Raw genomic sequence first — 18,805 nt, forward strand, 5'->3', positions numbered from 1 at the left:
CTGCGGCACATGCCCCGCCTGCACGCTCGGCGAGGTCTGGCTGTGCGCCAACGCCCTCAACGGTGCCGCCGACGTCCACGCCCACCGCTCCCGCGACGGCGCGGAGCTGTACCCCGGGCTGAACGTGGCCGCGTTCGCGGAGGAGACGGTGGTCTCCGCTTCCTGCGCCCTGCCCGCCCCGCCCGGCGTCCCGCTCACCGACGCGGCCCTCCTCGGCTGCGCGGTGCTCACCGGCTACGGCGCCGTGCACCACTCGGCGCGGGTCCGGCCCGGCGAGACGGTCGCCGTGTTCGGGGTGGGCGGCGTCGGCCTGGCCGCCCTCCAGTCGGCCCGGATCGCGGGCGCGTCCCGGATCATCGCGGTGGACGTCTCCCCGCAGAAGGAGGAACTGGCCCGCGCCGCAGGCGCCACCGACTACGTCCTCGCCTCCGACGACACCCCCCGCGAGATCCGCGCCCGCACCGCCAAGCAGGGCGTCGACGTCGCCGTCGAGTGCGTCGGCCGCGCGGTCACCATCCGCACGGCGTGGGAGTCGACCCGCCGTGGCGGCCGGACGACGGTGGTGGGCATCGGCGGCAAGGACCAGCAGGTCACCTTCAACGCCCTGGAGATCTTCCACTGGGGCCGCACCCTCTCCGGCTGCGTCTACGGCAACTCCAACCCCGAGCAGGACCTCCCCGTCCTCGCCGACCACGTCCGCTCCGGCCGCCTCGACCTGACAGCGCTGGTCACCGAACACATCGCCCTGGACGGCATTCCGGCGGCCTTCGAGAACATGTCGGCGGGGAAGGGCGGTAGGGCCCTGGTGGTCTTCTAGCCCGGCCGCCCCGCGCTCCCCGGCCCCTGCGGGTGGGCCGGGGCTTCGGCATGCCCGCACGTCGTTCTCGGTGCCATGCGCAGGCAAAACTCCTGCTGCACGACCCGTTGACGGCCATACCGTCCGGTCAGTACGTTCCCGGAACCCGAGCCACCCCCTGTTCCGTCCCCGCACCCACCGGAGTGTGCACGCATGGACACCGCACCTTCCGCCCAGCCGCTCACCACCGCCCCAGCCACCCCGAACCGCCGCCGGGTCGCCACCGCAGCCGCCCTCGCCTCGGCCGTCGAGTGGTACGACTACTTCGTCTTCGGCATCGCCGCCGCTCTCGTCCTCGGCGATCTGTACTTCCCGGCCGGCAGCCCCACCGCCGGAGTACTCGCCGCCTTCGCCACCTTCGCCGTCGGCTTCCTCGCCCGCCCCCTCGGCGGCATCGTCGCCGGCCACCTCGGCGACCGGCGCGGCCGCAAGCCGATGCTGGTCCTCGCGCTCACGCTGATGGGCGTCGCCACCACCGGCATCGGCCTGCTGCCCACGTACGAGACGATCGGCGTGGCCGCCCCGATCCTTCTCGTCGCCCTCCGCGTCGCCCAGGGCGTCGCGGTCGGCGCGCAGTGGGGCGGCGCGATGCTGCTCGCCACCGAGTACGCCCCCGAGGGCAAACGCGGTGTCTACGGCAGCGTCGTCCAACTCGGCGTCCCCATCGGCGTGGTCACCGCCAACACCGTCTTCCTGCTGGCCGGCGCGCTCACCACGGAGTCCGCGTTCGTGGCGTGGGGCTGGCGCGCCCCCTTCCTGGTCGGCATCCTCGTCCTCGCCCTCGCCTGGTACATCCACACCCGCGTCGAGGAGACCCCCGAGTTCCGCGAGGCGGAAAGGGCGCTGGCCGAGAAGGAGAAGTCGGAGCAGAGCTCCCCGCTGCGCACGATCCTGCGCCACCACCTCGGCACGGTCCTCCTCGCCGGAGGCTCCTTCGCCGTGAACACCGCGACGTTCTACATCCTCATCACCGGCGTCCTCGACTACACGACCCGCGAACTCGACATGGAACGCGCCGCGGTGCTCACCGTCTCCCTCTGTGTCAGCCTCACCCAGCTCGTCCTCATCCCGGCTTCCGCCGCGCTGTCCGACCGCGTCGGCCGCATCCGGATCTACGCGCTCGGCGCGGCCGGCATCGCGCTGTGGGCCGTGCCGCTGTTCCTGCTGATCGACACCGGATCGCTGCTGTGGCTCGCGGTCGGCACGTTCGTCGCCAGCTGCTTCCTCAGCATCATGTACGGCCCCCAGGCCGCCCTGTTCGCCGAGCTGTTCACGCCCGAGATGCGCTACACCGGCGCCTCCCTCGGCTACCAGATCGCGGCCGTGTTCGGCGGGGGCCTCGCCCCCTTCGTGATGGTGCTGCTCCTGGAGGCGACGGACACGTCGATGGCGGTGTCCGCCTACATCATCGGCCTCGCCGTGATCGCGCTGCTGTCCATCAAGGTTCTTGCGGACAGGGCACGTTCACGCTGATCCCGACCTGTCTCGGGCTGCGGCGTCGCTTTGGAAAAGGCGCCGCAGCCCGCGGCCGGCGCTCAGCGCAGCGCTCCCGCCTCGATGCCGAGCAGTTCGGACAGGGCGCCCTCACCTTCCGGCGTCACCTTCACCGCCCGCTCGGAGCCGATGCGCACACACCAGCCGGCGTCGAGGGCGTGCCGGCACAGGGCCGCGCCCGCGACGCCGGCGAGGTGTGGGCGGCGTTCGGTCCAGTCCAGGCATGCGCGGGCCAGCGGGCGGCGGCTCGTGCGGTCGAGGGCGATGCCCGCGGAGTCGAACCACCGCAGTCCGGCGTCCGTGAGCGCGAACCCGGTGTCCTGCAGCAGCAGTCCGCGCGCGGTCAACGCATCGGTGACCGCGATGCCGAGCCGCCCGGCGAGATGGTCGTAGCAGGTACGGCCGCGGGCCATGGCCGACCCGGCACTCGTCTCGCGCAGCCCACGCGGCCGTCGGACCACGGCACCGGGCGCGACCTGCGCGGCCAGATCCTCCACCAACTGTGCGACCCGCGCGTCGGCCAGCCGCACGTACCGGTTCCGCCCCTGCCGCTCCTCGGCCAGCACTCCGCCCGCGACCAGCCGGTGCAGATGCTCACTCGCCGTCGACGCGGCCACCCCCGCATGCCGCGCCAGCTCACCGGCGGTCCACGCCCGCCCGTCGAGCAGCGCCAGCAGACACGCGGCGCGCGTCTCGTCGGCGATCAGTCCGGCGAGCCGCGCAAGCTCCGGCGCCCGGGGATCCCTGGAGGTCATGCACCCAGCATGGTGCACTCGTCTTTCGGTGCCCACCGAACCGTCTCTACGCAGGCCGTGCTACCTGCTCGTACTGCTGCGCCAACCCGTCCAGCAGGGCCGCGAGGCCGGTCTCGAAGGCGCGCTCGTCGATCTTCTCCTGCCGCTCGGCCAGCAGATGGGCCTGCCCGAGGTGCGGGTAGTCGGCGGGGTCGTATGCGCTCACGTCGTCCACGAACCCTCCGGCGAACGAGCCCAGTGCGGAGCCCATGATGAAGTACCGCATCAGCGCGCCGATGGAGGTGGCCTGCGCGGGTGGCCAGCCGGCCTCGACCATCGCGCCGTAGACCGCGTCCGCGAGACGCAGCGCGGCCGGGCGGCGGCCGGGGCCGCGGGCGAGGACCGGGACGATGTTCGGGTGGTCGCGCAGCGCGGCCCGGTAGGAGACGGCCCAGTCGTGCAGCGCGGTCCGCCAGTCCCGGCCGTCCTCGAACATCGACAGATCGACCTGGGCGCTCACCGAGTCCGCGACCGCCTCCAGGATCTCGTCCTTGGTGCGGAAGTGGTTGTAGAGCGAGGGCCCGCTCACCCCCAGCTCCGCGGCGAGCCGGCGGGTGGAGACGGCCGCCAGGCCCTCCGTGTCCACCAGCGCGCGGGCCGTCTCGACGATCCGTTCGGTGCTGAGCAGGGGCTTGCGCGGTCGGGCCATGGCGCACATAGTAGGGCTGCGACTGGAAACTAGCAGTGCTAATTTAAATGCCAACTGTTCGACTTTCGATCTGTGGGGTGACCCGTCATGAACCTCGAGCTCAGCGAGGAGCAGACCGCCGTACGGCAGCTCGCCCGGGACTTCGTGGACCGCGAGATCGCCCCGAACGTCATCACCTGGGACCGTGCCGAGGAGGTGGACCGCGGCATCGTCAAGAAGCTCGGTGAGGTCGGGTTCCTCGGGCTGACCGTCGACGAGGAGTACGGCGGCTCGGGCGGCGACCATCTCGCGTACTGCCTGGTGACGGAGGAACTCGGCCGCGGGGACTCGTCCGTGCGCGGGATCGTGTCCGTCTCGCTGGGCCTGGTCGCCAAGACGATCGCCGCCCGGGGGAGCGAGGAGCAGAAGCGGCGGTGGCTGCCGGGGCTCACCTCCGGGGAGTACGTCGGCTGCTTCGGCCTCACCGAGCCGGGCACCGGATCCGACGCCGGGAACCTCGCCACCCGCGCGGTCCGCGACGGCGACGACTACGTGATCAACGGCACCAAGATGTTCATCACGAACGGGACGTGGGCGGATGTCGTCCTGCTGTTCGCCCGCTCCACGGACGCCCCCGGCCACAAGGGTGTCTCCGCCTTCCTCGTGCCGGCCTCCGCTCCCGGCCTGACCCGCCGCACCATCCACGGCAAGCTCGGCCTGCGCGGCCAGGCCACCGCCGAGCTGGTCCTTGAGGACGTCCGCGTCCCGGCCTCCGCGATGCTCGGAGAGGAGGGCAAGGGGTTCTCCGTCGCCATGTCCGCGCTCGCCAAGGGGCGGATGTCGGTCGCGGCGGGCTGTGTCGGCATAGCGCAGGCCGCGCTGGACGCGGCGGTGCGGTACGCCGGCGAGCGCGAGCAGTTCGGCCGGAGCATCGCCCATCACCAGCTCGTGCAGGAGCTCCTCAGCGACATAGCCGTGGATGTCGACGCCGCCCGGCTGCTGACCTGGTGGGTGGCCGACCTGATCGACCGCGGCCTGCCCTTCACCACCGAGGCGTCCAAGGCCAAGCTCTTCGCCTCGGAGGCGGCCGTCCGCGCCGCCAACAACGCCCTCCAGGTCTTCGGGGGTTACGGCTACATCGACGAGTACCCGGTGGGCAAGCTGCTGCGTGACGCCCGCGTGATGACCCTTTACGAGGGCACCAGCCAGATCCAGAAGCTGCTCATCGGCCGGGCGCTGACCGGGGTTTCGGCGTTCTGAGTACCTTCTGAGTACCTGAGCGGATGTGGGCAGCGTCACATCTGCGGACGCTTGTCCCCATGAGTGACACACCGGTCAAACAGCAGAGCACGGCCGCCTTCTACGGTCAGGCCGTCGCGTCGTTCGCCGTCGCCCTGGCCGCCACGGCCGTCGGTATCTTCCAGCTCGAGGCCGATCCATGGGTGCGCGGCTTCCTCGGCATCGCCGTCCTCTATCTCGTCACGTCCGCCTTCACGCTCGCCAAGGTCATCCGGGACCGGCAGGAGGCCGGGCAGATCGTCAGCCGGGTCGACCAGGCGCGGCTGGAGAAGCTGCTCGCCGAGCACGACCCCTTCGAGAAGCTCTGAGCGGGCGCCCTAAGCGCTCGCTCAGCTTCGGCGGTATGGTGGTGTCTCGCCCGATTAAAGGTGCGGCCCGAAGGGCCTCCGTTGAGGGCGGTGGTGGGTGACGGGCGGGCGAGAGGGGCGAACAGGCGATGAGTACGGCGGAGGAGACGGCCGGCGGCGAGATGCAGCCGTGGGCCGAGGTCACCCCTGACGCGGCCCGGCGACTGCTGATCGCCGCCGTGGAGGCCTTCGCCGAGCGCGGCTATCACGCCACGACGACCCGTGACATCGCGGGCCGCGCCGGCATGAGCCCGGCCGCGCTCTACATCCACTACAAGACCAAGGAAGAGCTGCTGCACCGCATCAGCAGGATCGGCCACGAAAGGGCCCTCGACATCCTGCGCACGGCGGCCCGGCGTGAGGGCAGCGCGACCGAGCGGCTCGCCGACGCGGTGAGTTCCTTCGTTCGCTGGCACGCCGGGGGCCGCACGACAGCGCGCGTGGTCCAGTACGAACTGGACTCCCTCGGACCCGAGGCCCGCGCCGAGATCGTCGCACTGCGGCGACAGTGCGACGCCGAGGTACGCGGCATCATCGAGGACGGCCTCGCGGCGGGCGAGTTCGACGTGCTCGACGTGCGGGGCACCACCCTCGCCGTGCTCTCGCTCTGCATCGACGTGGCTCGCTGGTTCAATGTCCAGGGCCGCTGGACGCCCGACGAGGTCGGCGCGATGTACGCCGACCTCGTCCTGCGGATGGTGGGGGCGCAGCGGACGCCGGGCGCCGAGAAGTAGACCTCAGACGTAGTACCGCGCCACCGACTCGGCGACGCACACCGGCTTGTCCCCGCCCTCGCGCTCCACGGTGAAGGCGACCGTCACCTGTGCCCCGCCCGGCACGTCCTCGACGCCGGTGATCCGCGCGGTGGCGCGCAGCCGGGAGCCGACCGGGACGGGGGAGGGGAAACGGACCTTGTTGGTGCCGTAGTTGACGCCCATCTTCACGCCCTCGACGGCGATCAGCTGCGGGCCGAACAACGGCAGCAGCGACAGCGTCAGATAGCCGTGCGCAATGGTCGTACCGAACGGACCTGCGGCGGCCTTCTCCGGATCGACATGGATCCACTGATGATCACCGGTTGCCTCGGCGAACAGATCGATCCGCTTCTGGTCGACCTCCAGCCAGTCCGTGTACCCCAGCTGCTCGCCCACCGCCGCCTTCAGCTCGTCGACGGACGTGAAGATCCTTGGCTCTGCCATGTCCCGGCCTCTCGCGTAGCTTGTCTAAGCGACTGCTTAGCATGGTGCGATCGGGAGCCCATGTCAACGGACGGTCGGTCATGGCGGGTCGGTAGGGTCGGAGGAGTGCCCAAGATTCCCGAGAAGATCCACGAGCTCACGGTCGGCCAGCTCTCCGTGCGCAGCGGCGCCGCCGTCTCCGCCCTGCACTTCTATGAGTCCAAGGGTCTGATCAGCAGCCGTCGCACCGCCGGCAACCAGCGCCGCTACACCCGTGACACGCTGCGCCGCGTCGCCTTCGTCCGCGCCGCCCAGCGCGTCGGCATTCCGCTCGCCACGATCCGTGAGGCCCTCGCCGAGCTCCCCGAGGAACGCACGCCCACCCGGGAGGACTGGGCCCGCCTCTCCGAGGCCTGGCGCTCTGAACTGGACGAGCGCATCAAGCAGCTCAACCGCCTCCGCGACCACCTCACCGACTGCATCGGCTGCGGCTGCCTCTCCCTGGACACCTGCATCCTGTCCAACCCCGATGACGCCTTCGGTGAACGCCAGTCGGGCTCCCGCCTGATGGTGGAGCGAGGGGGAGGCCGGCCGCAGGGCAGGCCGCGGCAGCGGGAGTCCGGGGACTGCAGCTGAGGGGGCTGCCGACGGGAGGTGGTCCGGGTGCGTCTCACCGCCTCCAACTGTCCCCTCTTTGTCCCCCTTTGCCCCCGTTGTCCCCCGTTGAGTACCTGTATCCTCAGGCGGACATCAGCAGCCGTTCGCGCCTGGCGTACGCCAGGGCCTCGGGCGTGAGCACGGGACGCGGCACCAGGATCCCGCAGTCCGTGCAGACCGGACCCGACGACGGTTCGTGGTCCAGGTCGTACTTCCAGACGAGGCGTTCCCCGCCGCACACCGGGCACGCCGATCCGGGCTCGCGCTCCAACGCGGCGATCAGCCGGCGCAGTACCTCCGCCAGCGGCTCGACCGGGTGGAGCCGCGGGTCGTCGCACCAGGCGACACCGAAACCGCCCCAGGTCAGCCGGTGCCAGTCGTCCACCGTGCCCGGACTGCGCAGCCCGTCGTGCTTCTCCTTCTTGCGGCGCTCGGCGAACTCGACCTCGTAGGCGAGCCATACCGCCCGCGCCTCCTCCAGCTCCTCCAACGCGGCCACGAGCCGCGCCGGTTCGGGAGACCGGTCCTCCGGGCCGAACCCGGCCCGGGAGCACAAGTGGTCCCAGGTCGCCCTGTGTCCGTAGGGGGCGAACCGTTCAAGGCACTTGCGCAGCGAATAGCGCCGTAGCGCCAGATCGCACCGAGGGTCGCGTACCTGTCTCGCCAGACTCCGGAAACCGGCCATCGCCCTGCACCTCCGTCACACCTGCACCTGTACTTCGGTCACTTCGGCGTCGTCGTACGGACGTCTCCGAATAGACGTATCGACAAGCGAATCGGCTCCATCCGATGTCCTCCGTCTCCAACTGCCGCTCTCAGCCGGTCCTTTCGACTCCCGAAAGTGACGCATGTTCATCTTCAAACTCGGGGATAACCGGCGGTAACATCCCGCCCACCCCCGTCGGGAGGAGCTGCCATGCCACGGCGCACCCCACGCAACGCGCTCGACAGACTGAGAACTCCCCGCAGATCCCTCGGGTTCCTGAAGACCGCATCCGTATGCGTCCTGATTGCAGGCCTTTTGTCCCCGCTTTCCCAGGCGGCCGCTGCCCCCGAGGCGCCTGCCGCTGATGCCGCGGCCGTCACCGACCACTGCGGCAACCAGTGTTCGGACATCCTGCCGCCCGGCCAGAACGGCAACGCCACCCTCGCACAGATCCTCCTCCACCAGGCCTTCGGCACCCAGCCCGCCCACGCCGAGGACCAACTCGGCCCGTACGCCTCCCTGGCCACCGGCTACTCCACGCTCACCGACGCCACGATCAACACCTTCTTCAACGACGCGTCGTTCGGGGTCCCCGCCGATCAGATCGCCTCCACCGTCAGGCCCGCCGGCCGCAGCGACGTGACGATCGTCCGCGACAAGAAGACGGGCGTACCGCACATCACCGGTACCACTCGATACGGCACGGAGTTCGGCGCCGGCTATGCGGCGGCCGAGGACCGGCTGTGGCTGATGGACGTCTTCCGTCATGTCGGGCGCGGACAGCTCACCTCCTTCGCGGGCGGCGCCGCCTCCAACCAGGGCCTTGAGCAGGAGTTCTGGCGCAACGCGCCGTACACCGAGGCCGATCTGCAGGCGCAGATAGACAACGCCGCCGCCTCGAACGGCGAGCGCGGCCGGCAGGCCCTCGCCGACGTCAACGCCTACGTCGACGGCATCAACGCCTACATCGACGCCTCCGACAGCGGCCGCTACTTCCCCGGCGAGTACGTCCTGACCGGCCACAAGGACTCCGTCACCAACGCCGGCACGATCGCGCACTTCAAGCCCACCGACCTGGTCGCGCTGGCCTCCGTCATCGGCGCGCTGTTCGGCTCCGGCGGCGGCGGTGAGGTCAACAACGCGCTCTCGCTGCTCGCCGCCCAGTCCAAGTACGGCGTCACCGAGGGCACCAAGGTGTGGGAGTCCTTCCGGGAGCGCAACGACCCCGAGGCCGTCCTCACCGTCCACGACGGCAGCTTCCCGTACGGCCGGAAGCCCGCCGACCCACAGGGCGAGGCCTTGCCCGACGCCGGTTCGGTGACCCGCGAGGAGCTGGTCTTCGACCGTACGGGCAGCGCGGCTTCCCCGGGTGCCGCCGGCGCCTCGGCCGACGCCGCCGCGAACGCCGTCACCTCCGCCAAGCGCGGTATGTCCAACGCCCTCGTGGTGAGCGGCGAGCACACCGCGAGCGGTCACCCGATCGCCGTCTTCGGCCCGCAGACCGGCTACTTCGCCCCGCAGCTGCTGATGCTCCAGGAGATCCAGGGCCCGGGCATCAGCGCCCGCGGCGCCTCCTTCGCGGGCCTGAGCTTCTACGTCGAACTCGGCCGTGGCCAGGACTACGCCTGGAGCGCGACCACTTCCGGCCAGGACATCATCGACACGTACGCCGTCGAGCTCTGCCAGGACGACTATCACTACCTGTACCGCGGCACCTGCACGCCGATGCAGAAGGTGGAGCAGAAGAACGCCTGGAAGCCGACCGTGGCCGACGGCACCGCCGCCGGTTCGTACACGATGCGCGTCTGGCGCACGAAGTACGGCCCGGTCACCCATCGCGCGACCGTCGACGGCAAGAAGGTCGCCTACACCACCCTGCGCTCCTCCTTCCTGCACGAGGCCGACTCCATCATCGGTTTCCAGATGCTGAACGACCCCGACCACGTCAAGGGTCCGGAGAGCTTCCAGAGCGCGGTGCAGCACATCAACTACACCTTCAACTGGTTCTACGCCGACTCCGAGCACACCGCGTACTACAACAGCGGCGACAACCCGGTGCGCGCGAACGGCGTCGACGCCGAGTTCCCGGCCTGGGCGCAACCGGCGTACGAGTGGCGGAACTGGAACCCGGACACCAACACCGCCTCCTACACTCCGCCTTCCCAGCACCCGAACTCGATCGACCAGGACTACTACATCTCCTGGAACAACAAGCAGGCCGAGGACTACGCCGCCGCGCCCTGGGGCAACGGGTCGGTGCACCGCGGCAATCTGCTGGACGACCGGGTGCAGAAGCTGGTGGACGCCGGTGGCGTGACGCGCGCCTCGCTGGTGAAGGCGATGGCCGAGGCGGGGCTCGCGGACCTGCGCGCGGAGGACGTGCTGCCGAAGCTGCTGAAGGTGATCAACAGCTCGCCGGTGACGGACCCGGCGGCCGCGGCGGCGGTGAGCAAACTGTCCGCGTGGGTGTCGGCCGGGTCACGGCGTACGGAGACGTCGGCCGGTTCGCACACCTACGCCCACGCCGACGCGATCCGCATCCTGGACGCCTGGTGGCCGCTGCTGGTGAAGGCCGAGTTCGAACCCGGCCTCGGCAGCGACCTGTACAGCGCCTTCACCGCCAACCTCCCGGTCGACGAGTCCCCGTCGGCCGCCCATGGCCCGACCGGCGCACACGCCGGAAGCGCCTACCAGTACGGGTGGTGGAGCTATGTCGACAAGGACATCCGGTCGGTGCTCGGCGAGCAGGTGCAGGGACCGCTGGCCAGGACGTACTGCGGCGACGGCAGCCTCAGCGCCTGCCGGGACACCCTGATCAGCACCTTGAAGGAGGCGGCCGGCAGGACCGCCGCCCAGGTCTACCCCGGTGACGACGCCTGCTCGGCGGGCGACCAGTGGTGTGCCGACTCGGTCGTCCACCGCCCGCTCGGCGGCATCGGCCACCGCGGAATCAGCTGGCAGAACCGGCCGACGTACCAGCAGGTCGTGGAGTTCACCTCACACCGGTGACCCTCGTCCGGCGCGGCGGGCCGGACGATACGGCCCGCCGCGCCGGAGCAACGCGGCTCAACGATAGGGCAGGTCCTCCCTGCGTCCCCGTCGGAACGCCGCAAGTCCCCACTGCCAAACCGCCACCACCTCGTCGGCGTTCGCACCGGCGTCGATCATCGTGCGGACGAGGGTGGAGCCGGTCAGCTTGTCGATCCAGTTGTCGGAACGCCAGGCGAATCCGCTCCAGACCTTCCTGGCCGTCACGAGGAGGGCGACTCCGGTGCGCACCGGGTCGTAGGCGTTCCGGTCGTGCACGTGGAGCTGCACGCCTCCGACGGTCTTCCCCTGGAACTTGGAGAAGGTGGGCGCGAAGTACGCCTCCCTGAAGTGCACGCCCGGCAGGGCGAGTTCGTTCACGGCGGCGGCCCAGCGCCCGTCGATGCCCTCCGCGCCGAGCAGTTCGAACGGGCGGGTGGTGCCGCGCCCCTCGGAGAGGTTGGTGCCCTCGAAGAGACACGTTCCCGCGTACACGAGGGCGGTGTCGGGCGTCGGCATGTTGGGGCTCGGCGGCACCCATGGCAGCCCGGTGGCGTCGTGGAACTCCGACCGCTTCCAGCCGGTCATCCGTACGGTGTCCAGTTCCACCGGCGCGGTCAGGAACTCCTTGTTGAACAGCCGCGCCAGTTCCGCGACCGTCATCCCGTGCGCCTGGGAGATCGGCTGCCGGCCGACGAACGTCGCGAACTCCTTGTGCAGCACCGGTCCTTCGGCCGAACGCCCGGTCACGGGGTTCGGGCGGTCCAGCACGACGAACCGCTTGCCCGCGAGCCTGGCCGCCTCCATGCAGTCGTAGAGGGTCCAGATGTACGTGTAGAAGCGTGCGCCGACGTCCTGGATGTCGAAGACGACGGTGTCCACGTCCGACGCCGTGAAGATGTCGGCGAGGGGCTGACCGCTCTTCAGGTACGTGTCGTACACCGGCAGTCCGGTCGCCGGGTCGTCGTAGCGGCCCTCGGAGCCGCCGGCCTGGGCGGTGCCGCGGAAACCGTGCTCCGGGCCGAAGACGGCGGTCAGGTTCACCCGGTCGTCGGCATGCATGACGTCGACGATGTGGCGTACGTCGCGGGTGATGCCGGTGGGGTTGGTGACGATGCCGGTGCGCTGGCCGCTGAGCTGGGCGTAGGCGTTTGCGGCAAGATTCTCGAAGCCGGTACGGATGTGCTTGTGGCGGTCGGGTGCGGCTGCTGCGGGGGTGGACAGTGACGCGGTCACTGTGGCTGCTGCGAGCAGACTTCGTCTGGACAGGCGCATGGGGTCACGGTAGGGGCTCCGCCGGGCAGTGGGGAGGGTGCGTGCCGTATGCGGCTTGTCGCTCCCCCACTCTCGGCTTCGCTCGCGCGGGGGCCCCATGAGCGGGGGGCCCATGAGCGGGGGGGACCCCCATCGCGGCGGAGCCGCCCCGCGTCCCTCGGGCGTTGCAGCTGCCCTTCCTTTATTACATACCGACTGGTTAGTCTGGCGTTCCGCAGAGCCGTGTCGTGTCGCGTCGAAGGAGACCGATGGTGGGAGCCGTGAAGGATGCGGGAGTCGTCGTCACCGGGGCGGGGGGCGGGATCGGGGCCGCGCTGGCCCGTCGGTTCGCCGCCGAAGGGGCGCGTGTCGTCGTCAACGACCTGGATGCCGGCAAGGCCGCGGCGGTGGCCGAGGAGGTCGGCGGGATCGCCGTCCCCGGCGACGCCTCCGCGATCGTCGGCGCGGCGCGGGACGCTCTCGGCGGCACGGTCGACGTCTACTGCGCCAACGCCGGCGTCGCCTCCGGCGGTTCCGCGGCGGCCGGCGAGGACGTCTGGGCGCTCGCCTGGGACGTCAACGTGATGGCTCACGTCCGTGCAGCGCAGGCGCTGCTGCCGGACTGGCTGGAGCGCGGCAGCGGGCGTTTCGTGTCCACCGTCTCCGCCGCCGGGCTGCTCACCATGATCGGCGCCGCGCCCTACGCCGTCACCAAGCACGGCGCCTACGCCTTCGCCGAGTGGCTGTCCCTGACCTACCGCCACCGAGGCCTGAAGGTCCACGCGATCTGCCCGCAGGGCGTGCGCACCGACATGCTGGCCGGTACCGGCAGCGCGGGCGACCTGGTGCTGGTGCCGACCGCGATCGAGCCCGAGGACGTGGCGGACGCCCTCTTCAAGGGCATCGAGGAGGACCGCTTCCTGATCCTGCCGCACCCCGAGGTCGCCGGGTACTACCAGGCCCGGGCCACCGACCCGGACCGCTGGCTGACCAACATGAACCACATCCAGCAGAAGTGGGAGGCGGCCCGGTGACCGGCTCCAGGTACGAGGCCAAGCCCTGGCTGGACCTGCTCGACGACGCCCAGCGCGCCCCGATCGACCCCGCCGACTCCCTGGTGCACGCCCTGCGCAGGGTCATGGGCGAAGCGCCGGACCGTACGTTCCTCGCCTACTTCGACGGGCGCCTGACGTACCGCGACGTCGACGAGCTCACCGATTCCGTCGCCGGGCACCTCGCCGCGCGCGGTCTGGAGCGCGGCGACCGGGTCGCCGTCCTGTTGCAGAACTCGCCGCACTTCGTGCTGGCCGTGCTCGGCGCCTGGAAGGCGGGCGCGGTCGTCGTGCCGGTCAACCCCATGTACAAGTCGGGGGAGGTCGGCCATGTCCTGCGGGACGGCGAGGTGGCCGCGCTGATCTGCTCCGACCGGGCCTGGGAGTCGTATCTGCGCGACACGGCGGCCGACTCGCCGGTGCGGATCGTGCTCACCGCCTGTGAGTTGGACTTCCAAACCCGGCACGACGCGCGCTTGCTGGGCTTCGAGCGGCTGCCGAAGGCCCCGGACGCCGACGACCTCACGGCCGTCGCCCGACAGGGGCACAAGGCGCCGGAGGGCCGCGATCCGGGCCCGGACGACATCGCGCTGATCAGCTACACCTCGGGCACCAGCGGCACCCCCAAGGGCGCCACCAACACCCACGGCAACATCATGTACAACGCCGAGCGCCAGCGGACCGGCCTCGGGCTGCCCGAGGCGCCGGTCTACTTCGCGATGGCGCCGCTGTTCCACATCACCGGCATGGTGTGCCAGTTCGGCGCCTGTCTCAACAGCGCGGGCACGCTGGTGCTGGCGTACCGGTTCGAGGCGGGCGTCGTGCTCGACGCGTTCGCCGCACACCGGCCGCACTACACGGTCGGCCCGTCCACCGCCTTCATGGCGCTGGCCGCCCACCCGTCCGTCACCCCGGACCACTTCTCGTCCTTCCGGATCATCTCCTCCGGCGGCGCCCCGCTGCCGCCCGCCCTGGTGGAGAAGTTCCGCGCCGGCTTCGGTCCGTACATCCGCAACGGCTACGGGCTCACCGAGTGCACCGCTCCCTGTGCCTCCGTCCCGCCCGGCCGGGAGGCGCCCGTCGACCCGGCGTCGGGGACGCTGGCCGTGGGTGTGCCGGGGCCGGACACCGTCGTACGCATCGTCGACGACCAGGGGGCGGAGATGCCGTTCGGGGAGCAGGGTGAGATCGTCGTCCGTGGGCCCCAGGTCGTGCCCGGCTACTGGCGGCGCCCCGACGCCACCGCCGAGACTTTCCCCGACGGCGAGCTGCGCACCGGGGACATCGGGTTCATGGACGCCGAGGGCTGGCTGTATGTCGTCGACCGCAAGAAGGACATGATCAACGCGTCCGGCTTCAAGGTGTGGCCGCGCGAGGTCGAGGACGTGCTCTACACCCACCCGGCGGTGCGCGAGGCGGCCGTCGTCGGTGTCCCCGACGGGTACCGCGGCGAGACGGTCAAGGCCTACATCAGCCTCCGCCCGGGGGCCGATCCGGACCCGGATGCGCTCGCCGCGTACTGCAAGGAGAGACTGGCCGCTTACAAGTACCCGCGGCAGGTGGAGATCCTGCCCGACTTGCCGAAGACGGCGAGTGGGAAGATCCTCCGTCGGGAATTGCGTTCCCGCCGGGAGTGAGCCGAAGGGGCGCGCCGGCGTCGAGACCGCGACCGCGCGGAGGCCCGAAGGGCTGAGCACGGTCGGGGTCTCGACACCGGCTTCAGCGCCCCGTAGGCGAACGACCAGGAAAAGGGCGCACGAAAGTCAGTAGGACATCACGGAAGGCAGGTGGCGGCAGTGCCCAGGACGACGGACGGAGACGGGGCTCCTGTGCCGCAGCGGCTGCTGGCCGCCGCCACTCGGCTCTTCGCGGAGCGGGGTTACGACCGCACCTCGGTGCAGGAGATCGTCGAGGCGGCCGGCGTCACCAAGGGGGCGCTGTACCACTACTTCGGCTCCAAGGACGACCTTCTGCACGAGGTGTACGCGCGCGTGCTGCGCGTCCAGCAGGAGCGTCTCGACGCCTTCGCGGGCGCCGACGAGCCGGTCGAGAAGCGGCTGCGGGCCGCGGCGGCCGACGTCGTGGTCACGACGATCGAGAACCTCGACGACGCCATGATCTTCTTCCGCTCCATGCATCACCTGAGCCCGGAGAAGAACAAGCAGGTGCGTGCGGAGCGCCGGCGCTACCACGAACGCTTCCGTGCGCTGATCGAGGAGGGCCAGGAGGCGGGCGTCTTCTCCAAGGAGACCCCGGCGGACCTGGTGGTGGACTACCACTTCGGGTCCGTGCACCACCTGTCGACCTGGTACCGGCCCGACGGCCCGCTCAGCCCGCAGGAGGTCGCCGACCAGCTGGCGGATCTGCTGCTGCGTGCACTGCGGCCCTGAACCTGGACGTAAGGGGCGGCCTCCATGAAGGCCGCCCCTTACTCATGCGCTCACAGGTATTTCTTCAGCTCCCGCCGCGCCAGCGACCGCTGGTGCACCTCGTCGGGTCCGTCGGCGATCATCAGCGTCCGTGCGCCGGCGTACAGCTCGGCCAGCGGGAAGTCCTGGCTCACACCGCCCGCACCGTGCAGCTGGATCGCCTTGTCGAGGATGTCGACGACCGTCCGGGGCGTGGCGATCTTGATGGCCTGGATCTCCGTGTGGGCGCCCCGGTTGCCGACCGTGTCCATCATCCAGGCCGTCTTCAGCACCAGCAGGCGCAGCTGCTCCACGGCGACGCGCGCGTCCGCGATCCAGTTGTGGACCACACCCTGCTGGGCCAGCGGCTTGCCGAAGGCCGTGCGGGAGACGGCCCGTCGGCACATCAGCTCGATCGCCCGCTCGGCCATGCCGATCAACCGCATGCAGTGGTGGATCCGGCCGGGACCGAGCCGGGCCTGGGCGATGGCGAAGCCGCCGCCCTCCTCGCCGATCAGGTTCGACACCGGCACGCGCGCGTGGTCGAAGACCACCTCGGCGTGGCCGCCGTGGTAGTGGTCCTCGTAGCCGAAGACCTGCATGGCGCGCTCGACGGTCACGCCGGGCGTGTCGCGCGGGACCAGGACCATGGACTGCTGGCGGCGGATGTCCGCCCCGTCGGGGTCCGTCTTGCCCATCACGATGAAGATCCTGCAGTCCGGGTTCATCGCGCCGGAGATGTACCACTTGCGGCCGGTGATGACGTACTCGTCGCCGTCCCGCTCGATGTGCGTGGTGATGTTCGTGGCGTCCGAGGAGGCCACCTCCGGCTCGGTCATCGCGAACGCCGACCGGATCTCACCGGCGAGCAGCGGCTGGAGCCACTGCTTCTTCTGCTGCTCGTCACCGAACTGCGCGAGCACCTCCATGTTCCCGGTGTCCGGCGCGGCGCAGTTCGTCGCGGTCGGCGCGAGCTGCGGGGAGCGGCCGGTGATCTCGGCGAGCGGGGCGTACTGGAGGTTGGTCAGCCCGGCGCCGTGCTCGGCGTCGGGCAGGAAGAGGTTCCACAGGCCCTGGCGGCGCGCCTCGGCCTTCAGCTCCTCGACGATCGGCGGGGTGTCCCACGGCGAGGCGAGCCGCTCGCGCTGCTCGTGGGCGACCTGCTCGGCCGGATACACGTACTCGTCCATGAAGGCGAGCAGCTTGGCGCGCAGCTCCTCGGTGCGCGCGTCGAACGCGAAGTCCATGGCGGATCAGCCTTCCTGAAGGGTGGTCAGGCCGTGCTCGATGAAGACGGGAACCAGGTCGCCGATGCGGTCGAAGCCACGCCCGACGGTCTGGCCGAGGGTGTAGCGGTAGTGGATGCCCTCCAGGATCACGGCGAGCTTGAACCAGGCGAACGCCGTGTACCAGGAGATCGCCGAGACATCACGCCCGGAGCGGGCGGCGTACCGCTCGACGATCTCGGCCGGATCCGGGTGCCCGGGGGCCTCGGCGGTGGTGGAGACGGGCGAGTCGGACATGCCCAGCGGCATGCTGTACATCACGAGCAGGCCCAGGTCGGTCAGCGGATCCCCGAGCGTGGACATCTCCCAGTCCAGCACCGCCGTGATCCGGTCGTTCTCGCCGATCAGGACGTTGTCCAGCCGGTAGTCGCCGTGCACGACGGCCGGCGCGGGGGAGCGGGGCAGCTCCCGGCCGAGAGCGGCGTGCAGCTCGTCGATGCCGGCCAGGTCGCGGTTGCGGGAGGCGTCCAGCTGCTTGCCCCAGCGGCGCAGCTGCCGGTCCAGGAAGCCCTCGGGCCGGCCGAAGTCGGCGAGCCCGACCTCGTCGGGGTCGACCGCATGCAGGTCGACGAGCGTGTCCACCAGCGACAGCACCGCGCCCCGGGTGCGCTCCGGGCCGAGCGGGGCGAGCTGCTCGGCGGTGCGGTACGGGGTGCCGGGCACGAACTCCATGACGTAGAACGGCGTCCCGAGCACCTCCTCGTCCTCGCAGAGCAGCACCGGACGCGGCACCGGCACCTTCGTCGGGTACAGGGCACTGATCACCCGGTGTTCGCGCTTCATGTCGTGCGCGGTGGCCAGGACATGACCGAGCGGCGGCCGTCGTACGACCCACTGCGACACGCCGTCGGAGACGATGTACGTGAGGTTCGACCGTCCGCCCTCGATCAGCCGGCCGGTCAGCGGGCCGTGCACCAGGCCGGGCCGCTCGCGGTCGAGCAGGCCGCGCAGCCGGTCGGGGTCGAGGCCTGGCGGGTGGTCGGCAACCATCGTCGCTCCTACGGACGTGTGAACAGGACCCGACTTATGATGCCGACCGGTCGGTATGTAGTCCAGAGGGCCGCCCGAACGTGATCGGAGCCACGATAAGCCGACAGCTCCCCGCGCGTGTCGGCGGGGAGCTGTCGAGGGGTGATTGTCGGCCAGTGCCGGGGTGTCAGAACCTCAGTGGTCGTCCCAGTGATCGTCGTGCGCGGCGTGCCGGTGGCCGTCGTGGAGGTAGTCGACGTGGTCGCCGTGCTGGACCCGCATGTGGCCGCAGTCCTCGCCGTGCCGGTGGTCGTGCCCCTCGTGGGCGGTGTGCGCGGCAGGCTCGCACTCGTCCCAGTGGCCGTCGTGGGCGCGGTGCAGATGGCCGTCGTGCGCGTAGTCGATGTGGTCGCCGTGCGGCACCTCGGCGTGCCCGCAGGCGGGGCCGTGGGTGTGCGTGTGGGAGGTGTGTTCCTGGTGCAGGGTGGTCATGGCGCTCACCTTCGGGTGCGGGTGATGACGACGGACAGGCTGCCACGCGAACGGAACATATCCGGGCATCCGGCATGCGTGGCGCCCGAGTACCCCACCCGCGGCTGACTGGGGCCCGTCCGGCGGTCAGGGCCTAGGGCGTGTCCGGCGGATCAGGCCGACTCCAAATAGACGGTGACCGATCAGCGCAGGTGAGCGGGGGCGATGGGGGTGCCCCCGCGCGAGCGAAGTCGAGCGTGGGGGAGCGTCCAGCTGCAAGGCGGAGGAGGGAGTCGACGCGATGGGGGTCCCCCGCGCATGGGGGTCCCCCCGCTCGAGCGAAGTCGAGAGTGGGGGAGAAGCCGAGCGTGGGGGAGTC

18 protein-coding genes are annotated in these 18,805 nt (G+C 70.7%); 10 read left to right on the forward strand and 8 right to left on the reverse strand.

The features are described from left to right. Positions 1-817 (forward strand): zinc-binding dehydrogenase (locus ACTWQJ_RS24675; RefSeq protein WP_443308769.1); only part of this gene is annotated, 817 nt, incomplete at its 5' end. Positions 818-1,009: 192 nt separating this feature from the next. Next, complete coding sequence (locus tag ACTWQJ_RS24680; RefSeq protein ID WP_443308770.1) at positions 1,010-2,329, forward strand: MFS transporter; 1,320 nt, start codon at positions 1,010-1,012, stop codon at positions 2,327-2,329. Between the two features lie 62 nt (positions 2,330-2,391). Here the strand turns inward: ACTWQJ_RS24680 and ACTWQJ_RS24685 are convergent, their stop codons facing one another. Further along, the gene (locus ACTWQJ_RS24685; RefSeq protein WP_443308771.1) at positions 2,392-3,105 is read right to left on the reverse strand and encodes an ArsR/SmtB family transcription factor; all 714 of its coding nucleotides are present in this window, start codon (positions 3,103-3,105) and stop codon (positions 2,392-2,394) included. 46 nt (positions 3,106-3,151) lie between these two features. Then, a complete protein-coding gene (locus ACTWQJ_RS24690) occupies positions 3,152-3,793 on the reverse strand; it encodes a TetR/AcrR family transcriptional regulator (protein WP_385512995.1) in 642 nt (213 codons plus the stop codon). An 87-nt stretch (positions 3,794-3,880) separates the two neighbouring features. Between ACTWQJ_RS24690 and ACTWQJ_RS24695 the strand changes: the two genes are divergently transcribed. The 3 genes from ACTWQJ_RS24695 to ACTWQJ_RS24705 all read left to right on the forward strand — a co-directional run bounded on the left by ACTWQJ_RS24695 (position 3,881) and on the right by ACTWQJ_RS24705 (position 6,152). Further along, entirely contained in the window at positions 3,881-5,032 is a 1,152-nt protein-coding gene (locus ACTWQJ_RS24695) for an acyl-CoA dehydrogenase family protein (protein WP_443308772.1), read from the forward strand. A gap of 59 nt (positions 5,033-5,091) precedes the next feature. Beyond that, the gene (locus ACTWQJ_RS24700; RefSeq protein WP_129797035.1) at positions 5,092-5,379 is read left to right on the forward strand and encodes a YiaA/YiaB family inner membrane protein; all 288 of its coding nucleotides are present in this window, start codon (positions 5,092-5,094) and stop codon (positions 5,377-5,379) included. A 128-nt stretch (positions 5,380-5,507) separates the two neighbouring features. Continuing rightward, positions 5,508-6,152: a TetR/AcrR family transcriptional regulator gene (locus ACTWQJ_RS24705; protein ID WP_443308773.1), complete on the forward strand. Its 645-nt coding sequence runs from the start codon at positions 5,508-5,510 to the stop codon at positions 6,150-6,152. Positions 6,153-6,155: 3 nt separating this feature from the next. Here the strand turns inward: ACTWQJ_RS24705 and ACTWQJ_RS24710 are convergent, their stop codons facing one another. Beyond that, a complete protein-coding gene (locus tag ACTWQJ_RS24710; protein WP_443308774.1) occupies positions 6,156-6,617 on the reverse strand; it encodes a MaoC family dehydratase in 462 nt (153 codons plus the stop codon). Positions 6,618-6,722: 105 nt separating this feature from the next. Here ACTWQJ_RS24710 and soxR point away from each other — a divergent pair, with 105 nt between their 5' ends. Continuing rightward, positions 6,723-7,232 (forward strand): redox-sensitive transcriptional activator SoxR, encoded by a 510-nt coding sequence (soxR, locus tag ACTWQJ_RS24715; protein WP_443308775.1) that lies wholly within the window; start codon positions 6,723-6,725, stop codon positions 7,230-7,232. Between the two features lie 103 nt (positions 7,233-7,335). Here soxR and ACTWQJ_RS24720 read toward each other — a convergent pair whose 3' ends face one another. Next, a complete protein-coding gene (locus tag ACTWQJ_RS24720; RefSeq protein ID WP_443308776.1) occupies positions 7,336-7,938 on the reverse strand; it encodes a hypothetical protein in 603 nt (200 codons plus the stop codon). Positions 7,939-8,169: 231 nt separating this feature from the next. On the opposite strand from ACTWQJ_RS24720, the gene ACTWQJ_RS24725 reads away from it, so the two are divergent. Next, positions 8,170-10,968 (forward strand): penicillin acylase family protein, encoded by a 2,799-nt coding sequence (locus tag ACTWQJ_RS24725; protein ID WP_443308777.1) that lies wholly within the window; start codon positions 8,170-8,172, stop codon positions 10,966-10,968. 57 nt (positions 10,969-11,025) lie between these two features. Here ACTWQJ_RS24725 and ACTWQJ_RS24730 read toward each other — a convergent pair whose 3' ends face one another. Further along, positions 11,026-12,261, reverse strand: a complete 1,236-nt coding sequence (locus ACTWQJ_RS24730) for an exo-beta-N-acetylmuramidase NamZ family protein (RefSeq protein ID WP_443308778.1) — start codon at positions 12,259-12,261, stop codon at positions 11,026-11,028. A gap of 248 nt (positions 12,262-12,509) precedes the next feature. On the opposite strand from ACTWQJ_RS24730, the gene ACTWQJ_RS24735 reads away from it, so the two are divergent. The 3 genes from ACTWQJ_RS24735 to ACTWQJ_RS24745 all read left to right on the forward strand — a co-directional run bounded on the left by ACTWQJ_RS24735 (position 12,510) and on the right by ACTWQJ_RS24745 (position 15,682). Beyond that, complete coding sequence (locus ACTWQJ_RS24735) at positions 12,510-13,274, forward strand: SDR family oxidoreductase (RefSeq protein ID WP_443308779.1); 765 nt, start codon at positions 12,510-12,512, stop codon at positions 13,272-13,274. Beyond that, positions 13,271-14,929, forward strand: coding sequence for a class I adenylate-forming enzyme family protein (locus tag ACTWQJ_RS24740; protein ID WP_443308780.1), 1,659 nt, complete (start codon positions 13,271-13,273; stop codon positions 14,927-14,929). The genes ACTWQJ_RS24735 and ACTWQJ_RS24740 overlap by 4 nt, the downstream gene beginning before the upstream one ends. A gap of 159 nt (positions 14,930-15,088) precedes the next feature. Next, the gene (locus ACTWQJ_RS24745; RefSeq protein ID WP_443308781.1) at positions 15,089-15,682 is read left to right on the forward strand and encodes a TetR/AcrR family transcriptional regulator; all 594 of its coding nucleotides are present in this window, start codon (positions 15,089-15,091) and stop codon (positions 15,680-15,682) included. Between the two features lie 50 nt (positions 15,683-15,732). Here the strand turns inward: ACTWQJ_RS24745 and ACTWQJ_RS24750 are convergent, their stop codons facing one another. From ACTWQJ_RS24750 to ACTWQJ_RS24760, 3 genes are all read right to left on the reverse strand, one after another. Then, positions 15,733-16,947 carry an acyl-CoA dehydrogenase gene (locus tag ACTWQJ_RS24750; RefSeq protein ID WP_443308782.1) on the reverse strand — a complete coding sequence of 405 codons (1,215 nt, stop codon included), beginning with the start codon at positions 16,945-16,947 and terminating at the stop codon, positions 15,733-15,735. A gap of 6 nt (positions 16,948-16,953) precedes the next feature. After that, positions 16,954-17,976, reverse strand: a complete 1,023-nt coding sequence (locus ACTWQJ_RS24755; RefSeq protein WP_443308783.1) for a phosphotransferase family protein — start codon at positions 17,974-17,976, stop codon at positions 16,954-16,956. Positions 17,977-18,150: 174 nt separating this feature from the next. Further along, a complete protein-coding gene (locus ACTWQJ_RS24760) occupies positions 18,151-18,447 on the reverse strand; it encodes a hypothetical protein (protein ID WP_224734082.1) in 297 nt (98 codons plus the stop codon). Positions 18,448-18,805 lie beyond the last annotated feature (358 nt).

The organism is Streptomyces sp. KR55 (genome assembly GCF_052245645.1).
In the GTDB taxonomy this organism is placed as follows: Bacteria; Actinomycetota; Actinomycetes; order Streptomycetales; family Streptomycetaceae; genus Streptomyces; species Streptomyces flavusporus.

Coding starts and splice junctions, on each gene's coding strand:
- ACTWQJ_RS24680 (WP_443308770.1), top strand. CDS start 1,010: ATGGACACCGCACCTTCCGCCCAGCCGCTCACCACCGCCCCAGCCACC.
- ACTWQJ_RS24685 (WP_443308771.1), bottom strand. CDS start 3,105: ATGACCTCCAGGGATCCCCGGGCGCCGGAGCTTGCGCGGCTCGCCGGA.
- ACTWQJ_RS24690 (WP_385512995.1), bottom strand. CDS start 3,793: ATGGCCCGACCGCGCAAGCCCCTGCTCAGCACCGAACGGATCGTCGAG.
- ACTWQJ_RS24695 (WP_443308772.1), top strand. CDS start 3,881: ATGAACCTCGAGCTCAGCGAGGAGCAGACCGCCGTACGGCAGCTCGCC.
- ACTWQJ_RS24700 (WP_129797035.1), top strand. CDS start 5,092: ATGAGTGACACACCGGTCAAACAGCAGAGCACGGCCGCCTTCTACGGT.
- ACTWQJ_RS24705 (WP_443308773.1), top strand. CDS start 5,508: ATGAGTACGGCGGAGGAGACGGCCGGCGGCGAGATGCAGCCGTGGGCC.
- ACTWQJ_RS24710 (WP_443308774.1), bottom strand. CDS start 6,617: ATGGCAGAGCCAAGGATCTTCACGTCCGTCGACGAGCTGAAGGCGGCG.
- ACTWQJ_RS24720 (WP_443308776.1), bottom strand. CDS start 7,938: ATGGCCGGTTTCCGGAGTCTGGCGAGACAGGTACGCGACCCTCGGTGC.
- ACTWQJ_RS24725 (WP_443308777.1), top strand. CDS start 8,170: ATGCCACGGCGCACCCCACGCAACGCGCTCGACAGACTGAGAACTCCC.
- ACTWQJ_RS24730 (WP_443308778.1), bottom strand. CDS start 12,261: ATGCGCCTGTCCAGACGAAGTCTGCTCGCAGCAGCCACAGTGACCGCG.
- ACTWQJ_RS24735 (WP_443308779.1), top strand. CDS start 12,510: ATGGTGGGAGCCGTGAAGGATGCGGGAGTCGTCGTCACCGGGGCGGGG.
- ACTWQJ_RS24750 (WP_443308782.1), bottom strand. CDS start 16,947: ATGGACTTCGCGTTCGACGCGCGCACCGAGGAGCTGCGCGCCAAGCTG.
- ACTWQJ_RS24755 (WP_443308783.1), bottom strand. CDS start 17,976: ATGGTTGCCGACCACCCGCCAGGCCTCGACCCCGACCGGCTGCGCGGC.
- ACTWQJ_RS24760 (WP_224734082.1), bottom strand. CDS start 18,447: ATGACCACCCTGCACCAGGAACACACCTCCCACACGCACACCCACGGC.